The sequence below is a fragment of the Parvimonas micra genome (genome assembly GCF_037482165.1).
Taxonomy (GTDB): domain Bacteria; phylum Bacillota; class Clostridia; order Tissierellales; family Peptoniphilaceae; genus Parvimonas.
Genome location: NZ_CP148048.1, coordinates 192,165 through 211,713, shown reverse-complemented (window position 1 = coordinate 211,713; position 19,549 = coordinate 192,165). Strand labels below are relative to the sequence as shown.

At 28.8% G+C, this 19,549-nt stretch carries 21 protein-coding genes; all 21 read right to left on the bottom strand.

What is annotated here, in order from left to right; all coding sequences use genetic code 11:
- Positions 1-948 (bottom strand): beta-ketoacyl-ACP synthase III, encoded by a 948-nt coding sequence (locus WFJ11_RS01040; RefSeq protein ID WP_269752711.1) that lies wholly within the window; start codon positions 946-948, stop codon positions 1-3.
- On the bottom strand, positions 948-1,865 hold the full coding sequence (locus tag WFJ11_RS01035) for an acetyl-CoA carboxylase carboxyltransferase subunit alpha (RefSeq protein WP_269752710.1): 918 nt from the start codon (positions 1,863-1,865) through the stop codon (positions 948-950). Before WFJ11_RS01035 ends, WFJ11_RS01040 begins: the two co-directional genes overlap by 1 nt.
- The gene (gene accD / locus WFJ11_RS01030) at positions 1,865-2,731 is read right to left on the bottom strand and encodes an acetyl-CoA carboxylase, carboxyltransferase subunit beta (protein WP_004832778.1); all 867 of its coding nucleotides are present in this window, start codon (positions 2,729-2,731) and stop codon (positions 1,865-1,867) included. Before accD ends, WFJ11_RS01035 begins: the two co-directional genes overlap by 1 nt.
- Positions 2,715-4,082, bottom strand: a complete 1,368-nt coding sequence (accC, locus tag WFJ11_RS01025; RefSeq protein ID WP_338817499.1) for an acetyl-CoA carboxylase biotin carboxylase subunit — start codon at positions 4,080-4,082, stop codon at positions 2,715-2,717. Before accC ends, accD begins: the two co-directional genes overlap by 17 nt.
- Before the next feature lies 1 nt (position 4,083).
- Complete coding sequence (accB, locus tag WFJ11_RS01020) at positions 4,084-4,521, bottom strand: acetyl-CoA carboxylase biotin carboxyl carrier protein (protein ID WP_150263250.1); 438 nt, start codon at positions 4,519-4,521, stop codon at positions 4,084-4,086.
- 42 nt (positions 4,522-4,563) lie between these two features.
- Positions 4,564-4,791 carry an acyl carrier protein gene (acpP, locus tag WFJ11_RS01015; RefSeq protein ID WP_004832775.1) on the bottom strand — a complete coding sequence of 76 codons (228 nt, stop codon included), beginning with the start codon at positions 4,789-4,791 and terminating at the stop codon, positions 4,564-4,566.
- 223 nt (positions 4,792-5,014) lie between these two features.
- Positions 5,015-5,533, bottom strand: coding sequence for a biotin transporter BioY (locus WFJ11_RS01010; protein WP_313961246.1), 519 nt, complete (start codon positions 5,531-5,533; stop codon positions 5,015-5,017).
- A gap of 157 nt (positions 5,534-5,690) precedes the next feature.
- A complete protein-coding gene (locus WFJ11_RS01005) occupies positions 5,691-6,290 on the bottom strand; it encodes a hypothetical protein (RefSeq protein ID WP_313961247.1) in 600 nt (199 codons plus the stop codon).
- A 27-nt stretch (positions 6,291-6,317) separates the two neighbouring features.
- Positions 6,318-6,902, bottom strand: a complete 585-nt coding sequence (locus tag WFJ11_RS01000) for a DUF3841 domain-containing protein (RefSeq protein ID WP_313961248.1) — start codon at positions 6,900-6,902, stop codon at positions 6,318-6,320.
- 112 nt (positions 6,903-7,014) lie between these two features.
- Positions 7,015-8,085, bottom strand: coding sequence for an ABC transporter ATP-binding protein (locus tag WFJ11_RS00995; protein WP_313961249.1), 1,071 nt, complete (start codon positions 8,083-8,085; stop codon positions 7,015-7,017).
- Positions 8,086-8,093: 8 nt separating this feature from the next.
- A complete protein-coding gene (locus WFJ11_RS00990) occupies positions 8,094-9,794 on the bottom strand; it encodes an ABC transporter permease (RefSeq protein WP_313961250.1) in 1,701 nt (566 codons plus the stop codon).
- 73 nt (positions 9,795-9,867) lie between these two features.
- The gene (locus tag WFJ11_RS00985; protein ID WP_009354352.1) at positions 9,868-10,926 is read right to left on the bottom strand and encodes an ABC transporter substrate-binding protein; all 1,059 of its coding nucleotides are present in this window, start codon (positions 10,924-10,926) and stop codon (positions 9,868-9,870) included.
- Between the two features lie 335 nt (positions 10,927-11,261).
- Positions 11,262-12,371, bottom strand: a complete 1,110-nt coding sequence (locus tag WFJ11_RS00980; protein ID WP_338817498.1) for a metal ABC transporter permease — start codon at positions 12,369-12,371, stop codon at positions 11,262-11,264.
- Positions 12,368-13,252 (bottom strand): metal ABC transporter permease, encoded by an 885-nt coding sequence (locus tag WFJ11_RS00975; RefSeq protein WP_009354917.1) that lies wholly within the window; start codon positions 13,250-13,252, stop codon positions 12,368-12,370. Before WFJ11_RS00975 ends, WFJ11_RS00980 begins: the two co-directional genes overlap by 4 nt.
- A 3-nt stretch (positions 13,253-13,255) precedes the next feature.
- A complete protein-coding gene (locus WFJ11_RS00970; RefSeq protein WP_009354812.1) occupies positions 13,256-13,966 on the bottom strand; it encodes a metal ABC transporter ATP-binding protein in 711 nt (236 codons plus the stop codon).
- Positions 13,967-14,034: 68 nt separating this feature from the next.
- A complete protein-coding gene (locus WFJ11_RS00965; protein WP_029949937.1) occupies positions 14,035-14,997 on the bottom strand; it encodes a metal ABC transporter solute-binding protein, Zn/Mn family in 963 nt (320 codons plus the stop codon).
- Positions 14,998-15,242: 245 nt separating this feature from the next.
- A complete protein-coding gene (locus WFJ11_RS00960) occupies positions 15,243-15,716 on the bottom strand; it encodes a YehR family lipoprotein (RefSeq protein WP_009355006.1) in 474 nt (157 codons plus the stop codon).
- A gap of 253 nt (positions 15,717-15,969) precedes the next feature.
- The gene (locus WFJ11_RS00955) at positions 15,970-16,443 is read right to left on the bottom strand and encodes a YehR family lipoprotein (RefSeq protein WP_009355063.1); all 474 of its coding nucleotides are present in this window, start codon (positions 16,441-16,443) and stop codon (positions 15,970-15,972) included.
- Between the two features lie 149 nt (positions 16,444-16,592).
- On the bottom strand, positions 16,593-17,066 hold the full coding sequence (locus WFJ11_RS00950) for a YehR family lipoprotein (RefSeq protein WP_009354514.1): 474 nt from the start codon (positions 17,064-17,066) through the stop codon (positions 16,593-16,595).
- A gap of 142 nt (positions 17,067-17,208) precedes the next feature.
- On the bottom strand, positions 17,209-17,757 hold the full coding sequence (locus WFJ11_RS00945; protein WP_338817497.1) for a LemA family protein: 549 nt from the start codon (positions 17,755-17,757) through the stop codon (positions 17,209-17,211).
- Positions 17,758-17,804: 47 nt separating this feature from the next.
- Entirely contained in the window at positions 17,805-19,526 is a 1,722-nt protein-coding gene (locus WFJ11_RS00940; RefSeq protein ID WP_338817496.1) for a DUF2207 family protein, read from the bottom strand.
- Positions 19,527-19,549: the final 23 nt, after the last annotated feature.

Sequence of the window (19,549 nt, the reverse complement as noted above, 5' to 3'; positions counted from 1 at the left end):
CTATATTTCAATAATTGTAGAACCCCAAGTCAATCCTCCACCAAAGCCAACTAAAATTACTTTATCTCCTTTTGTAATTTTTTTTGATTCAAAGGCTTCACAAAGAGCCATTGGGATACTTGCAGCACTTGTATTGCCGTATTTTTCTAAATTAACAAAAAACTTATCATTACTTATATTAAATTTTTTAGCAACATTATTTATTATTCTCTGATTTGCTTGATGTGGAATAATCAAATTAATATCTTCAATTCTTAAATTATTCATATCTAAAATTTTATTTATAGATTTTTCTACAACATTTATAGCAAATTTAAATACTTCTTTACCATCCATCTTTAAAAAGCCAGATTTAAGAACTTTGTTTTTCATTTCAAAATTCATTTCTACATTTTCAGCAATGAGATCTTTGTCATTTCCTAAACTACAAGTGTAAAATTCCTCATTTTTCTCGTCTTTTTCTACAACAATTGCTCCGGCTCCATCTCCAAACAAAACACATGTATTTCTATCTTCAAAATTTATTATTTTACTAAGTGTTTCACAGCCTATTATTAATGCTTTTTTATGATATGTATTAAGCATAGAAGCTACAATTTTTAAGGCATATACAAAACCTGTACATGCAGCATTTACATCAAATGCAGTAACATTATCCCCAAGTCCTAACTTTTCTTGTACCATACATGCTACTGATGGAGTAAAATTATCAGGAGTCATTGTTGCGCAAACAATTAGGTCGATTTCATTTTTATCAATATTTGAATTTTTTATCGCATCAACAGCTGATCTATATGCCAATTCACTTGTGTTTTCATCAGAAATTCTACGTTCTCTTATTCCTGTTCTCTGAAAAATCCACTCATCACTTGTTTCTACAAATTTTGAAAGATCATCATTTGTAACAATTTTTCTAGGAACAGCTTTCCCAAAACCTAAAATTTTCATTAATAAACTCCAATATTCCTATATTTTTTATATCTATTAGAAAGTAAACTACTTTTACTAACTTTTCTCAATTCTTTGATTTTTTTATAGATACATTCATCTAAAAGTTTTATCACTTCGGAAAAATTATTTTGTGCTCCACCAAAAGGTTCTCTTATTATTTCATCAACTATATTTTTATCTTTAAGGTCTGAAGCTGTAAGTTTCATCATTTCACTAGCTTCTTTGCATTTCGTTTCATCTTTCCATAAAATTGATGAAAAGCCTTCAGGTGATAAAATCGAATAAATTGAATTTTCAAGCATTATAATGCTATCTCCAATACTTAAAGCAAGAGCTCCACCACTTCCACCTTCTCCAATTACAACACAGATTATAGGTGTTTCAATTGTTGAAAATTCATATAGACATTTAGCAATTGCCTCTGCTTGCCCTCTTTCTTCGGCGTCTTTTCCGGGATAAGCTCCGGCAGTATCAACAAAAGTTATTATTGGTCTGTTAAATTTTTCAGCCTGTTTTGCAAGTCTAATCGCTTTGCGATATCCTTCTGGATTACTCATTCCAAAGTTTCTTTCAATATTTTCTTCTGTAGTCTTTCCCTTTGCTTGTGCTATTATAGTAACTGGAATGTCATGAAATATTCCGATTCCTGATATTATAGCCTTATCATCTCCATAATAGCGATCTCCATGCAATTCAATGAAATTTGAAAATAATCTTTTTATATAATCTTCTGCTTTAGGATGTGATTTATTTCTTGCAATACAAACTCTATCCCATGAAGTTAAATTTTGATTTGCTTCATAACAGATTTTTCTTATTTTATTTCTTATAATTTCTTTTTCTTTTTCATCTATTGCATTATTCTTTTTATCTATAAGATCCCTTATTAATAGTTCATAATCTTTATATTCCATTACTTTACTCCATGTAAAATTAAAAGTTTATGTATTGTATCTTTTAATTTATTTCTACTTACTATAAAATCTACAAAGCCTTTTTTTAATAAAAATTCACTTCTTTGAAACTCTTCAGGCAAACTTTCATTTATAGTTTTTTCAATAACTCTCTTTCCTGCAAATCCGATAAGAGCATTGGGTTCCGCAATAATTATATCTCCTAGCATTGCAAAACTGGCACTCACTCCTCCTGTAGTTGGATCTGTTAAAATAGTTATATATAATAAGCCTTTATCATTATGTTTTTTCAAAGCCGAACTCGTCTTTGCCATTTGCATTAAAGAAATAATTCCCTCTTGCATTCTGGCACCACCACTTGCAGTTGCTATGATTAAAGGTAATTTTTTTAATGTCGCATATTCAATTGAACGTGTAATCTTTTCTCCTACAACTTTTCCCATGCTTCCCATCATAAAATTACTATCCATAGCACAAATAACGACTTTTTTTCCTGAAATTTCTCCAATTCCACAAACCACAGCCTCATTTATTCCGCTATTTGCTTTAGCTTTTTCAAGCTTTTCATCATATTGATAAAAATTTTCTTCATTAAAGGTAGTAATTTCAGCATCAAATTCATCAAAGGAGTTAATATCACAAAGCTCTCTAATTCTCTCTGGTGCACCTATTCTCAAATGATGTCCACATTTACTACAAACATATAAATTGGACTCCCACTCTTCATTAGTGATATTCTCATTACAATTTGGACAAGCTTTGAAAAGATCATCAGGAATTTCCTTTGGTAAAAATGTAGTATTATTTTTTCTATAAATTTTAAGTTTACTTATTTTATTTTTTCTAGTATTAAATATATTCTGCATTTTCACTTAACTCCTTTATATATTTTGCAACATATCCAGTATCATATCTCCCATTAATAAAATTTGGACTGTGTAATAACAAATATTGAAACTCTATATTTGTACTTATTCCATCAACAAATAATTCCTCAAGAGCAACTCTCATCTTCTTAATGCAAGCTAATCTTGTAGGAGCATAAGCTATCACCTTCATAATCATAGAATCATAAAAAGGTGGAATTGTATAACCATTATAAACTGCAGTTTCAATACGAACTCCATTCCCACAAGGTAAATTCAAAAATTCAATCTTACCTGGAGAAGGTGCAAAATTATTCTTAGTATCTTCAGCAGTTATCCTACATTCAATAGAATATCCTTTGATTTTTATATCCTTTTGCTTGATATTTAGCTTTAATCCTGATGCAACACGTATTTGTTGCCTTACTATATCAACTCCCGTAATCATCTCTGTAATAGGATGTTCTACTTGAATTCTGGTGTTCATTTCCATAAAATAATAATTGCCTGACTTATCAACTAAAAACTCAATAGTTCCAGCTGAATAATATTTTAAATGCTTACAAATTTTAACAGCGTCTGTAATCAACTTTTCTCGAATTTTTTTATCAAGAACATGACAAGGCGCCTCTTCCAAAATTTTTTGATTTTTCCTTTGCATTGAACAATCACGTTCATATAGATGAATTATATTTCCAAACATATCCCCTAAAATTTGTACTTCAATATGTTTTGGTAATTCAATATATTTTTCAATATAAACTCTATCATCATTAAAACTAATTTTTGCCTCAGATTTTGCGGTATTAAAATTTTCAGTAAAATCTGAACTATCCCAAACTATTCTCATTCCTTTACCTCCACCACCACTAGAGGCTTTGATGATAACTGGATAGCCAATTTTTTCTGCTTCTAAAAGTCCTTCGTCAACATTTTCAATGACATTTTTAGTTCCAGGAATAACTGGAACTCCAATATTTTCCATTTGTAATCTGGCTTCATTTTTATCCCCTAACATACTTATCAATTCATGATTAGGCCCTACAAAAATTAAACCACATTCTTCAACTAATTTTGCAAATTTAGGGTTCTCACTTAAAAATCCAAATCCAGGATGAATTGCATCACATCCGCTACTACAAGCAGCTTGAATAATATTATTCATATTAAGATATGATTGTAAAGGATTATCAGGACCTATACATATTGCTTCATCTGCCAAATTAACATGTAGTGCGTCCTTATCTCCAACTGAATAAACTGCAACAGATGTTATGCCCATTTCTTTGCAAGTTCTTATTATTCTTACTGCTATCTCACCACGATTAGCAACTAGTAACTTTCTAATCATCTTAATCTCCTATCAAGATAAGCTCCTCATTAAATTCAACCATATTTCCATTTTGTGCTTTAATTTCAAGTACAGTTCCACTCTTATTGGACTTTATTTCATTCATAACTTTCATAGCTTCCAAAATACAAATAATATCACCTTCTTTTATCTTTTGACCAACTTTTACATAAGGTGCTTCATTAGCACTTGGTGCAACATAAAAAGTTCCAACAAAAGGAGCTTTAATCCATTCACCGTTAGTATCATCAACTTGTTTCTCTTCTTTTACAGGTTTTACAGAATTACTTTTCTCTACAACATTTACTACCTCTTTAGTAACATATTCAACTTTATTATTTTTCAAATTGATTTTAAAATCTTTAAGTTCTAAAGTCATTTCATCTAAACCTGAATTTTTAAACAATTCAATAATACTATTTATCTTGTCAATATCCATAAATTTCTCCTAAAAATTTAGTAAGCTAATTTTGATAGCTTACTACTTCGTCTTTGAGTTAATAATGTCTATTACATCTTGTACAGTTTGTAATTTCATTAATTCTTCATCTTCAATTTTTATATCGAATTCTGATTCTATTTCCAACGCAAGTTCAATAGATGATAAAGAATCAATTCCTAAATCTTCATTTAATCTTGCAGTGGGAACTACCTCACTTCCTTCGATATTTAATGATTCTACTAAAATTTCTCTAACTTTTTCTAACATAATTTTATCTCCTTTTTTATTTTGATTATCAAATATTTGACAGTCAAAGTTTTGACAGTCAAATTATATATTATTTGTTTTATAATGTCAAGTATTTTTATAAAAAATAAATTTTTATGAAAAATAATTTATAAAAACACATAATTGAGCAATAAAAAACAACACCCTTAAAATATGATAAAAAATCACTAAGAGTATTGTTTTTAAAAATCGTTAAAAAGTTCTATTTCTTTAATCTAAGTATTTTTCTATATCCAATGATTGCAACCACACAAGAAAGTATATCTCCCGGTAAAAAAACTAAAAATAAATTATAAAATAAATAACTAAATAAATATACTTTTCCATTAAGAATATATTGTATAAATATAAAGTAAATCATTCCCAAAAAATAAATGATTAACATTCCAATTGCAGTACTTATATAAATATTTTTTTCCTTAAAGCTAGAAATAAAATAAGTTGCAAATATAAATGCTAACAAATATCCAAAAGTTGGACTAAAAATATAATTTATTCCACCACCATTCGCAAATATAGGAAATCCTACGAGTCCAATCATTATATATACAATTACACTTAAAACAGCCAATCTTCGTTCTAGTACTAATGCTGATAAAACAACAAATAGAGTTTGTAATGTAATTGGAACAAGCAAAAATGGAATTTTTATAAATGCTCCAACTGCAATTAATGCACTGAACAAGGCTACTAAATTAAGCTCTTTTGTACTTATTTTCATTTTATCTCCTTTCATTATAATTTTTACATAAGAATTAGACCATAAAAAAATATTTTTGTCAAGATTATAATTTATATTTAATTCTAAAAAACAAAAGGTAGTTAACCAATTTTCTTGACAAACTACCTTTGAATTAATGCTTATACTTATAAAATCACTATTTTTTTATATATTTTTTTATTGCCTCATTCCTTATCCTATCTTCAGTTTCAAATTCTTCTAAATACTCATTTGCTTTTTCTAGTTCTAATCTCAACTCTCCCTTTTTCTCTGAAAGCGAAATTTTTCCATATTTTAATCCTGATATCATATACCATGAATCAGTTTCCGAACGTCTTAAAAATAACAAATATTCTGTATTCGTCTCCATTAATTCATAATTTAGGATATGGTATATCTTTCCAGTTTCTTCATCTATTCCAGCACTTTCGAAAATATCTATAATATCTCCTGCTTTAAAATCTCCCTTTATGACCTCTTTAATTTTAAATTTTGAGATTGTGTAAAAACCATTAACATTTCCCTTATCTTTTTGTATTATTGAAGGATTTTGCTTTACTTTTTTACCTAAAACAATTATTTCCGATTCCTTTTCAACATCATTCAAATTTCTATAAGAATCAATCTTAGCTTCTACAATAATATGATTTCCATATTGATTTTTTCTAATATTATTCTCAGTTGATTTATTCTTTTCTTTACTACAAGAAGTCAGCAAAATGAAAGATAGAACTAAAATTTTAAATTTATTATTCATAACATACTCCTTGAAATTCTTTTAAATTTAAGGAATAATATCTCCTTTTTTTACCATAGCAAAAATCCATTCTTTTTTTATTTTCCAAATATTTGCTTGAACTCTGTAAATATCCCATTCATCAATATCGAATATTCTAGTCCAACTGTCTATAACTATTTGTCTTTCTTCGGGATAAAAATTCTTGTACTTTCCTTCAAAAAACTCAAAACCATTATCTATACCTTTATCTTTTAATCTTTTTTTATACTTTTTATCATCTTCTTCATCTAATGGAATATAATGATGATTAAGTACATAATCCCATTTAACTCCATCAAAGTAGATTACTTCTTCTTTAGGAACATCCAAAACATATAGAACTGAATTTTCAATTGGAGGCATACAATTTTTATTACTTACTCCACACCAAACCGGCATTTCAACTTCTTCTGGTTTTGGAACTCTTTTACTTGCCTCTTTTACAAAATAATTATAACAATTTAAAATATAGTCAGAAATCACTCCAAAATTTTCTTTAACATAAGAAATTTTATTCGTAAAGTAACCTTTCTCTTCAATTTCTTTTAAAGATCTAATATCTTGTCTAGTATATAATCTTACAGTTTCCATATATTCACATCCCTTCTTATCTCTATAATTTATTATATTACATTAAACCGCAAAAATCAAATTGAAAATAATACACAAAAAAGCTATTGAAAAAATTCAATAGCTTCTGTTCTTAAGTTATTATCTTTGTATAATCTTTTCCGTCATCATCAAATACCATAAAATTTTTAATTCTCAATTTGATATTTGCATTTTCTTCATAAACTCCGTAAGTTTCAACATGGTCTATAACTCTGACTACATTGTCATTTCCTAAATCTACTTTACAGTCATTTACATCTCCAAGATAGAATTGACTTACAAGCTTAGCATCAATTGTTCCATCTCTTTCATCAATTCTAAGAGCTTCCGGTCTTATAGCAACTATAACATTTCCAGTCTTATCTCCGTCATAAGGTAATTTCTTTCCGGTATTTGCAAGTTCAACAAAGCCGTCTTTTGCAACTCCCTTGATGAAATTAACACGACCAACAAAGTTTGCAACAAAAGGATTTACAGGATTTCTGTAAATTTCTTCTGGAGTTCCTATCTGTTGAACAACTCCTTTATTAATTAAAATAATTCTATCACTCATTGTCATAGCTTCTATTTGATCATGTGTTACATAAACAACTGTAATTTCAAGTCTTTTTTGTATCTCTTTTATTTCAAAACGCATTTCTTCTCTTAGTTTTGCATCCAAGTTTGAAAGAGGCTCATCAAGCAAAAGCAATTTAGGTTTAGCAATCAAAGCACGTCCAAGTGCAACCCTTTGTTGTTGTCCACCTGAAAGTTCTGATGGAGCTCTGTCTTTATATTGAGATAAGTGAACTATTTCCAAAACTTTTTCAACTCTCTCTTTAATTTCTTCTTTTTTAACTCCTGCTATTTTTAAAGGATAGGCAACATTGTCAAAAACATTCATATGAGGCCAAACTGCATATGATTGAAATACCATTCCAATTCCTCTCTTTTCAGGTGGAAGGAATGTTTTTCCGCCTGAAACAACTTTATCTCCTATTAAAATTTCTCCACTTGTAGGTTTTTCAAATCCAGCTATAAGTCTTAACATTGTAGTTTTTCCACAACCAGAAGGTCCTAATAGAGTTATAAATTCACCATCTTTAAAAGTATCTGTAAAAGGTTTTAAAACTTCTACATCACCAAAAGATTTACTTAATTCTTTTATAGTAATTGTTGACATTTTTCCTCCTAAATTGAAAACTTACCTTTTGTAAGTTTATTTAAAATCCAGTTAACTACCAATACAAAAATCAAAATTGCAGTAGCAAGCACACTTGCTATTTGTTGACTATGATATGTTTGATAATTGTAAAGTTCAAAACCAATCGTCTTAGTATGAGATGAATACAAAATTGTACTCATAGTAAGTTCATAGAAACAAGGCATAAATATTAAGAATATACCTGCAACAATTGAAGGCATTATAAGCGGTGCTGTAACATCTTTAATCATCCTAAGCCAACCTGCTCCTGAAATTTGTGATGCCTCTTCTAAAGAAGGATGAACCTGACTCATTCCTGAAACTACAGTCCTCATTCCCATCAACATATACTTAATCATATATGCGATTATCATAATATAAATTGTATTATAAATATTTATTCCAAATTTTCCACTCATTGTCATTATTAGAGCCAGTGCTATTGCAATACTAGGAGTTCCTGAACCTACAGTTATCAAAAAGTCTGGAATTTTTCTTCCCTTTACTTTTGTTCTTTCAAGCAAATAAGCCATCATACAAGAGATTATTATTCCTAAAAATGCTGCTGCACAAGCTGCAATTAAACTGTTTATTGTAGAACTCAATATACTATCTCTTGTTAGCATTTGTTGCCAAAATCTGAATGAGATATTTCTTGCAGATAAAGGCTTACCCATATTTATAGTTATAGAAGTAAGAGCAACTGTTATAAATGGAACTATTACTACTACAAAAGAAAAAATTGAAACCAATATTGTAAGAGGCAATCTCCATTTTCCTAAATCAACTATTGTAGGTCTTGTTGATTTCCCACTCATAGTTATAAATTGTTTCTTTCCTAGTACAAATGTTGAAAAATACAAAACTAAATTTGCAATTATCATCAAAAATACTGCTAAAGTCGTAGCATCAATTATCCCTTCTTCATTTCCTATATGAACAAACTCTATTATTCTAGTTGTAACTGTATGAATTTGTCCTGGAGCTCCGATTATTGACGGAATACCATAACAAGAAGCGGCTGTTACAAAAACTAAAAGTCCTGCAGCGATTAAACTTGGTGTCATCATCGGAATTGTAACAGTAAATAAAGTCTTTAAAGGACTTGCTCCTGAAATTCTAGCAGCTTCTTCTAAAGAAGGATCCATTTTTTCCATTGCACGAGAAATTGTGATAAAAGCATAAGGATAATAAAAACAAGTAAGTACCCAAATCATTCCCCATACACTATAAATATTAAAGATTGGTTCACTTAATCCAAAAATCTTTTGAAGAAACATATTTAAAGTTCCAACTCTTGGATTTAAAAGTCTAAGCCAAGCCATTGCTCCTACATAAGGAGGAACCATATATGTAATAACAAACATAGTTCTAAATATTTTTTTGCCATATAAATTAGTTCTTCCAACCAAAAAAGCAAGTGGAAAAGCGATTAACATTCCAAAGAACGTTGTTGCAACCGCAGTAACAATAGTATTTCTAATAGCTATAAAATTGGCATCATAACTATAAACTCTTTTAAATGCCTCAAAAGTAAAACTTCCATTAGGAAATACCGATTTAACAAAGAGATATAAAAGTGGAAAAACTTCAAAAATAAGTAAAAGTGCAACAATAGAAAGCATTATTATCCACTTTATATCTAATCTAAATTTTCTTTCTGTCTTTTGCATAAAATAACCTTTCATTAACAAGAGGGAGTTTCCTCCCTCCGTTATATTTTTTTATTTTGAAACAATAATTTCAAATTATTCTGTGAATTTATTTCTTACCAATTGTATCTGTAAACATCTTTCTTAGAGAATCTCTATCTTTAACTAATTGTTCCCATTTAACATTTATACTATTTGCTGTAATTTCAGAAGTTTTAATTGCATCAAAAGGAACTTCAGGGAAATCTTTTAGTACAGAATGCATCCAGCCCTTAACTATATATTTTTGACCTTCTTCTGATAAGAACCATTTTGAAATTGCTTCTGCAGCTTTTGTATTCTTGTTTTCTGTTAATTTTTCATCTACAACCATAATTGGTGAAGGAACTACAATTGTTCCATCTTTAGGATATATAACTTCTAATGAAGAATTATCATCTTGTCTTTTCTTTAAAACAGATTCTTCAAGAATCATTAGTTCATCCATTTCGCCAGTTTCAAGTTTTGTCAAAGCAACACTACCTGCTTCAATAGCAACTTTTCTCTTAGCTAAATTAGCAAAATATTCGTCATTATATTTATCTTTTAATCCACTGATAGCTGCAAGAGCTGTACCTGATTTTAAAGGATCTGACATTGAAATCTTTCCTGTAAGGCTTTCTTTTTCAGCAAATTCTTTAAAAGTTTGAGCTAAATCTTCTTTCTTTGTTTTTTCAGGATTATAAGCTAAAACCATATTAGAAATTCTAACTGGATACCAATATCCTTCTTTATCATATTCGAAAGCTAATTTATCTTTGTTTTCGATATCAAATTTATGTAATACATTTTTTTCTTTTAATTCATAAGCATAGGAAGGTTCTGCAACCATTATAATATCACAAGCAAGTTTTCCTGCTTCGATTTCCCCAGCAATTTTAGTTTGTAAAGTTCCAGTTCCACCTTGGAAAAACTCAATTTCACAGTTAGGAAATTTCTTTTTAAGTGCAGGTTTCATATTAGCAATTATATCTTCATACATTGAAGTATAAATTCTAACTTTTCCAGAAACTTCTTCATTCGCTTTCATATCTTTACTTGTATCATCTTTCTTATCAGAGCCTCCACCACAAGCAGTTGCACCAATCATTAATGCTGACAACATAAGTGCCAAAAATTTCTTTTTCATAAATCCTCCTAAATAGAAATAATATCTTTTTCGAGTACACACTCCAGAACTAATTATATTCAAAATTCTAAAAAAAATCTACAATTTTTTTGGTGATTTTCTAAATAATTTAAAATTTTTCTAAAAAAATTAAGGGACTATTTTGTCCCTATAAAAAATATTATCCCTATTTATTAGTTCTTATCTAAATTATACAAAAAGTAAATTTACACTAAAAAGAGAGATATTTTATGAAAAATTGTCTCTCTTTTAAAAAAATATTAAATTTTTGAAATAATCACTTTGCAAATTTAAATAAAGATAAATAATAATCAAAAAATTAATTTACCTATATTCTACTTCATCCACTCATTAAATTTATTCAAAGTTTTCTCTCTACCAATGTCAGTAACTTTAATAATATCATTTTCTATATATGCAAATTTTTTATTCAATAAATTCTTTAAAACTCTTTCAAATTTATTCTTTGCATAACATAGATGCTCATTTATTTTTACAACATTACATTCAATATCAGCTCTTTGAGTATTTTCGTGGTTTATTATATGAAGCATCATTGTAACCTCTGCAAATTCAGCTCTTTTTCTGTTTTCATTTAATATTTTTTTGATAATTCCGTTTCTCGGTTCAAATATAAATACTAATAAAAATATCAATCCGTTAACTATGGCTATTGTTCCTGCAATAGAAAGGTCATAAATATATGCCATATAAAATCCTATTACACTACTTAAAACTCCCGTGAAAACACTTAGAAATATCATTTTCTTCAAATCATGTGTTAATAGATATGCCGTTGCAGACGGAACAACCATATATGAAATTACAAGTATTGAACCTACCGCATTAAATGCTCCTACAGTTGTTATAGAAACTAAACTCATCAAAGCGTAATAAATAACAGCCGGTGCAAATCCGGAAATCAAACTTAAATTTTTGTCGAATGTAGAAATTTTTAATTCTTTAAAAAACATCCAAATAAAAATCAAATCAATTAAAAATATTACTGCCATTACAAAAATAACCTTTGACATTTCATAACCGAAAAACTCGATTCTCGGAATTATTGAAAATGCAACTTCTCCAACTAAAACGGAGTCAATACAGAGATGCACTCCTCTTAAAAATTTTGAAATCAATATTATAGCAATACTGAACAAAAATGGAAATACAAGCCCTATTGACGCATCTTCATGCAAAGTTGTCTTTTGATTTATAAGCTCCGTCAAAAATACAGTAAGTATTCCAACCAGTCCGGCACCGACAATCAGCAAAGGACTTGTCAAATCTTTTGTAATGAAAAAAGCAATTACGATTCCAAGTAAAATTGTATGAGTTATAGAATCTATCATCATAGACATTTTTCTAAGAATTAAAAATGGTCCCAATAGTGAACAAGCAGCTGAAACTAAACTTACAGCTATTAAAATTTCTAATTGTCTCATTTAGTCCCTCCTTGCATAGTTCTCTTTTTACTGAATAAAATTCCTTTTTTAGGCGAAAATAATATACTAAAAAATACAATTAAACTTGCAACTATCGCTATAACCGGTCCTGTTGACAACCCTTTATAGTACATACTTATAAATGAACCGGTAATTCCTGAGAAAGCTCCAAAAATTCCTGATAAAATCATCATAACATTGAATTTATCCGTCCATTGTCTTGCAGCAACAGGTGGTGCAATTAACATTGTACTCATAAGAATTACTCCAACTGATTGAATTCCCATAACTATTGAAATTACAAGTAAAACTATTAATATTCCGGTCATTAAATTTATAGAAAATCCCTTTGTTTGTGCAAACTCCGGATCAAAGGAAAAAAGTTTTAATTCTTTCCAAAATAGTAAAATTACAAACAACACCAAAATAATTATTCCGATTAAAAAATATATATCTTTTTTCAAAAAAGCGGCAGCTTGTCCAAATATAAATTTATCAAGACCCGCTTGATTAGTATTTGCTTCTCTTTGAATAAGTGCAAGTAAAACAACGCCAAGCCCAAAAAATGTTGACAAAACAATTGCCAATGCACTGTCAAATTTTACTTTTGATTTTAAATCAATTCCGAAAATAAAAAGTGCCGCTATAACTCCTGCGATAAAAGCTCCAAGAAGTAAAAATTCCAAATTTTTAATTCCAAGTACCATAAAAGCAATACAAACACCGGGAAGAGTTGAATGGCTGATTGCATCACAGATAAGTCCTTGTTTTCTCACTGTAACATATACTCCCATAATTCCACTTAAAAGTCCCAAAAGTCCGGAACCTAAAGCTATCATCAAAAAAGTATAGTCAGTAAGTAAATCTAAAATTCCGTTCATAATCTACACCCTATATGCCTTATTTATATTATCTTCTGTAAAAACATCCTTAACGGAACCTGAAGCGATAACCAATTTATTTAAAAGTACAACTTCATCAAAATATTCTTCGACAGTTCTTAAATCATGATGAACAACTATGATTGTCTTTCCGCTATCTCTAAGTTCTTTCAAAATTTTCATAATTTCTTTTTCCGTTTTAGCATCAACCCCTTTTAGCGGTTCATCTAAAAAATAAATTTCACTATCTTGAACTAATGCTCTCGCCAAGAAAACTCTCTGTTGTTGGCCGCCGGAAAGATCGCTTATTTGCCTATCGACAAACTCTTCCATTCCAAGTTTCTTTAAAGCCTCTAAAGACAATTCTCTTTCTTTTTTACCTGCTCTTTTTATCCAACCGAGCTTCCCATAAGTTCCCATCATAACAACATCCAAAACATCTGTCGGAAAATCCCAATCGACAGACTCACTTTGTGGCACATAAGAAATATCTTTTCTAAATTCCTTATAAGGCTTGCCGAAAAATGAAATTTTTCCGGATGAAATGGGGATTAAATTTAACATTGCCTTTAACAAAGTCGATTTACCTGCACCGTTTGGTCCCAAAATCGCGGTAAGTTTACCTCTTTTAATATCCAAATCTACATCCCAAACTACAGGTTTAAGATAATAGGCAATAGTTAAATCTTCAACTTTTACAGCTATTTCGTCCATTTTTTCCTCCAAAAAACAAAAAATCTCCACAATATAAGTATATATATTTAGGAGATTTTTTTCAAGTATTATTTTAAAGCATCAACTATAGTATCAATATTATATTTAAACATTGAGATATAAGTATTTTCTTTTGTATTATCATCTCCTAATGAGTCAGAATACAACTCTCCACCTATTTTAACATTATGTCCTTTAGCTTTACAAGATTCAACTAAAGATTCAATAGTTTTCTTAGGAACTGAAGATTCAACAAAAACTGCTTTTATTTTTGTTTTAACCAAGAAATCTGAAAGTTTCTTTATATCAGCTGCACTTGCTTCTGATTCTGTACTGATTCCTTGAATAGCCTCTACCTTAAATCCGAATTCCTTTGCAAAATAATTAAAAGCATCATGAGCAGTAACTAAAACCCTTTGATTTTCAGGTAATTCAGAAACTTTTTTCTTTATATAATCAGAAAGTTCATCAAGTTCTTTTTCATATTTAGCAAGATTTTTATCTATTTCTTCAGCTTTTGAACTATCAGCTTTCTTCAAACCTTCTGCTACATTTTTCGCAGCTATTTTCCAGTTCTTAACACTAAACCAAATATGTGGATCATTAGGACCTGCTCCTTCTTCATCCCAAGGAAGTAATCTATCTGATGGAATATTTTTTGCTGCAGTTACAACGTTCTTATTTTGTTTTTCTAAACCTTGTAAAATTTCTCCCATTTGTCCTTCCAAATGTAATCCGTTTACAACTACAACATCTGCTTTTTCAAGTTTTTCCACATCGCCTGCTGTAGGCTTATATAGATGAGGGTCAACTCCCGCTTTCATCATTCCTTCAACTTCAAAGTTATCTCCACCGATTTGCTTTACCAAATCTGTAAGCATTGTACTTGTAGCAACAACTTTTTTCTTTGAAGTCTTTTGCTCAGTTTTCTTTTCTCCTTCTTTATTTTTACTATCATCTTTTTTGGTACAAGCTCCTAAAACTCCCACAGAAAGTACCAATGCAAGTAATAAAATTATTTTTTTTCTCATTTTTTCCCTCCTAAAAAATCTGTAAAGAATTTAATTTCTCTTACCCATATATATTACCACATTTTTTAAAAAATATCAATAATGATTATCTATTTCATAAAAATTTTTTTATTTTTATTTTTGACTATAATTAAATGGATTTCTAATATGACAATAATAATGTGCTATATAATTTAAGTGATACATTTTCTTTTAAAACAAAAAAGTAGTATAAAAATTATACTACTTTTCATTCTAAAATTTTATTATTTCTTTTCTGTATATCCTTGTTTAATCAAGCCTTCTTCAGTCTTTTTCATACTAATCTTAACTTTTGCTGGGTCTTGGAAATTATTTCCTAAAACAGTTTTTGACTTTTCATAATCAAGATTTTCATAATCTATTTCGATATTTTCTACAAACTTTTCATCTTGATAATCAATAGATTCTTTTATACCTTGGATGCCTTGATATTTTTCTGCGATAGGTCCAACTATTTTTTGAAATTCTTCTTTAGTTCTAGCTGGCTTTAATTTTGCATATTCGCCTTCAACTACAGTATTTTGTTTAATAACCTTGTCTTCACTTTCAATATAAGTATAAGTAATAGTTGTTTTCATACCATCTTTTTCTAATTCGAAAGTTTTTGTAGGATTACTACCTTTACTTGAACAAGCAGTAGATAATACTACAACAGATATCATTAATAATGATAAAAGAATATTTTTTAATTTTCTCATAATTAACCTCCATATAAAAAATAATTCAGTTTATTTTATCATAAACACATATTTTTTTCAAATAGACCCAGGATAAAACACTGTATATTTTCATAATTTACACTAGTGTAAATTAGATATAAATTCTATAATATAAACTAAATTTTCACAAACCCACTAAATTACTGTAAAAGATTATATTCTAAAATTATATTACAATTTTGCAATAAAAAAGTAGTATAACAATTATACTACTCTTTGTTCTAAAATTTTTCTATTTTTGTTCTTTATATCCTTTACCTAATAGCATTTCTTCAGTTTTTTTCATGCTAATTTTAGTCTTTGAAGGATCTGCAAATCCACTTCCAAGAACAGTTTTTGCTTTTTCATAGTCAATATTTTCATAATCAATTTCCAAATTTTCAATAAATTTATCATCTTGATAATCAATTGATTCTTTTATTCCTTGGATTCCTTGGTATTTTGCAGCAATTGGATCTAATACCTTTTGAACTGCTTCTTTTGTCTTAGTAGATGGCAATTGTTCATATATACCTTCATTTACAGTTGTTTGCTTAATAACTCTATCATCTTTTTCTATATAAGTATAAGTAATAGTTGTTTTTAAGCCATTCTTATCCAAAACAAAAGTTTTAGTTGCATTAGCTTCTTTACCTGAACAAGCTGTTGCTAAAACTACAACTAAAAGCATAGCTACTGATAATAGTATCTTTCTAAATTTTTTCATAATTTTCCTCCGCGTAAAAATTTTATAATTAATTTTAACATATTAAAAAGTTTTTTTCAATCTAGTTTAAGTTCTAAACTAATCATATTATCACTAAATTTAAAATGAAAAAGACGATATTATATACCGTCTTTCAAATCGTACAAATATTATTTTTGTTCTTCAAATCCTTGTGATTTTAACATTTCTGCACTTTTTTCCATGCTAACTTTATTCGTGCTAGGATTTCCAGTGAACACCATTCCTGGAAGGCCTTTTGCCTTTTCATAATCAAAGTCTGTATAATCTACTTCAACTTCTTCAACAAATTTATCTTCTTGAATATCTAAAGTTTCTTTTAAACCTTTAATCCCTTGATATTTAGCAGAAACATCTTGTATTTGTTTCTTTAATTGTTCTATGTCTCTGCCTTGAAATGCTGAGAATAGAGCCTCAGTTTTACTTGTTTGTTTAACAACTTTGTCGTCCTTTTCAATATAAGTATAGACAAGAGTTACCTTAACACCATTTTGTTCCTTTACAAAAGTTTTTGTAGCAGTAGTTTCTTTACTTGAGCAAGCAGTTGATAATACTATAACAAAAAGCATTGCTAAAGATAACATAACATTTCTTAATCTTTTCATAATATTCCTCCATAAAAAATATATAAGTAATTTTATCACATAATAATCAATTTTTCAATTACTTATTGTAAAAAAATTTTATAAAAACTCAACTAAAAAGCACTCTTACAAGTGCTTTTTAAACTATAATAATATTTTCCTACTAATCCCAACTTGGTGGGTTTGCTTTTGATTCCGTATTTTGGAAATATTGATATTCATGGAATCCTAACATTCTTGAAACTAAAACTATTGGGAAAGTTAACATTGATCTGTTAAATCTAGTAACAGTGTCATTGTAAATCATTCTGGAGTTCTTTACATCTTGTTCATAAGAGTCAATTTTATCCATAGTATTTAAATACACTGTATTAGCTTTTAATTCAGGATATGATTCAACTACAACAGCAAGTCTTGATAGAGCTTGAGTAAACATATTATCATCAGCTTCAATATCTTTTACAGAACTGTTACTATTTAATCCTCCTCTTGCTTGAACAACTTTTTCCAATGTTTCAGCTTCATGTTGTGAATATTTTTTAGTTGCATCAATCAAAGATTTTAAAGCATCCCATCTTGATTCAAGATTTGCAGCTATTTGCCCCATAGCATTTTTTACCATTTCTCTAAGTCTTATTAATCTGTTATAACTTGAGATAATCCACAATACAAGTAGGACTACTACTGCAAGTACTACATATAAAACAGTCATATTTTTCTCCTTTCTAAATTTATATATTTCATTGAATATATACCCAACTATCTAGTTCCACCACCGGAACCACCACCGAAGGAGCCTCCGCCGCCTCCGATACTTGAAAAGCCTCCGCCTCCGCCAGAGGAACTTTGAACACTTTTTGAGTAAGCGTCTAAAAAGTTACTAGAAAATACATGAGAATAAATCATAGCAGTATGCAACGAATAAACATCAACATCGTAACTTTCCAAAAATTCTGGAGATAATTTCTTTAATTGCTTTTCAACTTCTTCTGCAACATCAAAAAGAGTTGCATAAATCAATAAATCTTTCCAAACTTTTATTTCAGAAACTTCTCTTTCACTTAATAATGAGAAATCTTTTAAATAATTATAATACTTAATTAGACGAGCAGTAAAATCTTTACCTTTGTCACTATAAGTATATACATATTTATTTCTGCTATTTTTAACAAGCAAGTCATTTTGTGTTGCATAAGTAACAGATTCTTGTTTCAGACTTTCTTGTATAGCTTTAAACGCATTTTGATTTTTTGTCTTTCTTAAATATGCAGTAAATTCATTTTCCTGTAGTATTTCATCATCTCTAGCAGCTGCCTTAACCATATCAAATAATTTTCTCTCTGTAGAAGTCTCAAATTCGTAATTTGATTCAGAATTTATTTTCAAAGATAAAATTTCTCTTTTAAAGATAAATCCTTTTTCTTCAGTCATAGGTGTTAAAAGTTTAGTTTGAATCCACTTTAGAAAATAAGCCCTAATTATTGACTCTGGACCATCAAAACCCGCACATTTCAAAATATGGGATAATTTCCACCATTCTTTTTCAGGAATATCTCTGTAATATTCTCCTTTGAATTCTCCCTTTTTATGACCACCTTTAAACTTCTTATTTGATGTAGCTGCAGCAGTAGCTCCAAAAATAGCTACAAGTGAGAATATTATACCTCTAATAATTGCTCTATAAGGTAGTCTTGATGATTTAGTAGTTTTAGTTGTATTTTTCTTATAACTTGAACCTTTAAATGCCATATCCTTATAATATGAAAAGTCTTTATCTATAACTTCTCCAGAAGTAAATTCTCCCTTATTCAACTGTGTTAAAACAGTTACATAATTAGAGCCAGAAAGTGCTGATAAACTAGTAAAAACTATATTTCCATCTAAAAATTCTATTTTTCCTTTATTACCAAATGCCCAAATCTTAGCATTAGTATTGTCAAATTTTCCTTCTGCCTTTGAAATAGTAACTTTTACTTCTTTTGGTGATGCACTTAATCCGTCATTTACAAACTTCCAAAAAACCATATCCGAGTCAGTTAAAAGTTTTACAAAATTCGTAACCCTATATCTTAATACAAAAGTCTTTCTCTTATATTCTCCAAAACCAAAACAAAGCTCATACCCTTTTGTCGTTTTTACAACTCCAGACTTTTTTGCCTTTTGTTCTCTTGTTTGTTTTACATTCCAAGTCTGTAAACTCTCATAAGAAACTTCTTTTCCTTCTTGAATTTCAGAAACTGTAAAATTTAATATTTCACTTTTTCCTAAATTTTCTATAGGAATATAGTATTCCGTTCCTTTAGTTGGCATAAAATCCATAATACTTTCAATATCAGCACTTCCGTCTTTATTAATTTTAACTTTAATTTCATTCTTATAAAAAGTGTCTGCGAAAGAATTATTGGAAGAAATTATAAAAAAGCCAACTATTATAAATGAGAATATAAAAAGTCTCCTGATAATACTTCTAAAATTTTTCATAAGCCTCCTATATTTCCTTAAAA

What these genes read in the sequence shown, in the direction of transcription:
- WFJ11_RS01040 (WP_269752711.1), bottom strand. Translation starts at nt 948, where the DNA reads ATGAAAATTTTAGGTTTTGGGAAAGCTGTTCCTAGAAAAATTGTTACA.
- WFJ11_RS01035 (WP_269752710.1), bottom strand. Translation starts at nt 1,865, where the DNA reads ATGGAATATAAAGATTATGAACTATTAATAAGGGATCTTATAGATAAA.
- accD (WP_004832778.1), bottom strand. Translation starts at nt 2,731, where the DNA reads ATGCAGAATATATTTAATACTAGAAAAAATAAAATAAGTAAACTTAAA.
- accC (WP_338817499.1), bottom strand. Translation starts at nt 4,082, where the DNA reads ATGATTAGAAAGTTACTAGTTGCTAATCGTGGTGAGATAGCAGTAAGA.
- accB (WP_150263250.1), bottom strand. Translation starts at nt 4,521, where the DNA reads ATGGATATTGACAAGATAAATAGTATTATTGAATTGTTTAAAAATTCA.
- acpP (WP_004832775.1), bottom strand. Translation starts at nt 4,791, where the DNA reads ATGTTAGAAAAAGTTAGAGAAATTTTAGTAGAATCATTAAATATCGAA.
- WFJ11_RS01010 (WP_313961246.1), bottom strand. Translation starts at nt 5,533, where the DNA reads ATGAAAATAAGTACAAAAGAGCTTAATTTAGTAGCCTTGTTCAGTGCA.
- WFJ11_RS01005 (WP_313961247.1), bottom strand. Translation starts at nt 6,290, where the DNA reads ATGAATAATAAATTTAAAATTTTAGTTCTATCTTTCATTTTGCTGACT.
- WFJ11_RS01000 (WP_313961248.1), bottom strand. Translation starts at nt 6,902, where the DNA reads ATGGAAACTGTAAGATTATATACTAGACAAGATATTAGATCTTTAAAA.
- WFJ11_RS00995 (WP_313961249.1), bottom strand. Translation starts at nt 8,085, where the DNA reads ATGTCAACAATTACTATAAAAGAATTAAGTAAATCTTTTGGTGATGTA.
- WFJ11_RS00990 (WP_313961250.1), bottom strand. Translation starts at nt 9,794, where the DNA reads ATGAAAGGTTATTTTATGCAAAAGACAGAAAGAAAATTTAGATTAGAT.
- WFJ11_RS00985 (WP_009354352.1), bottom strand. Translation starts at nt 10,926, where the DNA reads ATGAAAAAGAAATTTTTGGCACTTATGTTGTCAGCATTAATGATTGGT.
- WFJ11_RS00980 (WP_338817498.1), bottom strand. Translation starts at nt 12,371, where the DNA reads ATGAGACAATTAGAAATTTTAATAGCTGTAAGTTTAGTTTCAGCTGCT.
- WFJ11_RS00975 (WP_009354917.1), bottom strand. Translation starts at nt 13,252, where the DNA reads ATGAACGGAATTTTAGATTTACTTACTGACTATACTTTTTTGATGATA.
- WFJ11_RS00970 (WP_009354812.1), bottom strand. Translation starts at nt 13,966, where the DNA reads ATGGACGAAATAGCTGTAAAAGTTGAAGATTTAACTATTGCCTATTAT.
- WFJ11_RS00965 (WP_029949937.1), bottom strand. Translation starts at nt 14,997, where the DNA reads ATGAGAAAAAAAATAATTTTATTACTTGCATTGGTACTTTCTGTGGGA.
- WFJ11_RS00960 (WP_009355006.1), bottom strand. Translation starts at nt 15,716, where the DNA reads ATGAGAAAATTAAAAAATATTCTTTTATCATTATTAATGATATCTGTT.
- WFJ11_RS00955 (WP_009355063.1), bottom strand. Translation starts at nt 16,443, where the DNA reads ATGAAAAAATTTAGAAAGATACTATTATCAGTAGCTATGCTTTTAGTT.
- WFJ11_RS00950 (WP_009354514.1), bottom strand. Translation starts at nt 17,066, where the DNA reads ATGAAAAGATTAAGAAATGTTATGTTATCTTTAGCAATGCTTTTTGTT.
- WFJ11_RS00945 (WP_338817497.1), bottom strand. Translation starts at nt 17,757, where the DNA reads ATGACTGTTTTATATGTAGTACTTGCAGTAGTAGTCCTACTTGTATTG.
- WFJ11_RS00940 (WP_338817496.1), bottom strand. Translation starts at nt 19,526, where the DNA reads ATGAAAAATTTTAGAAGTATTATCAGGAGACTTTTTATATTCTCATTT.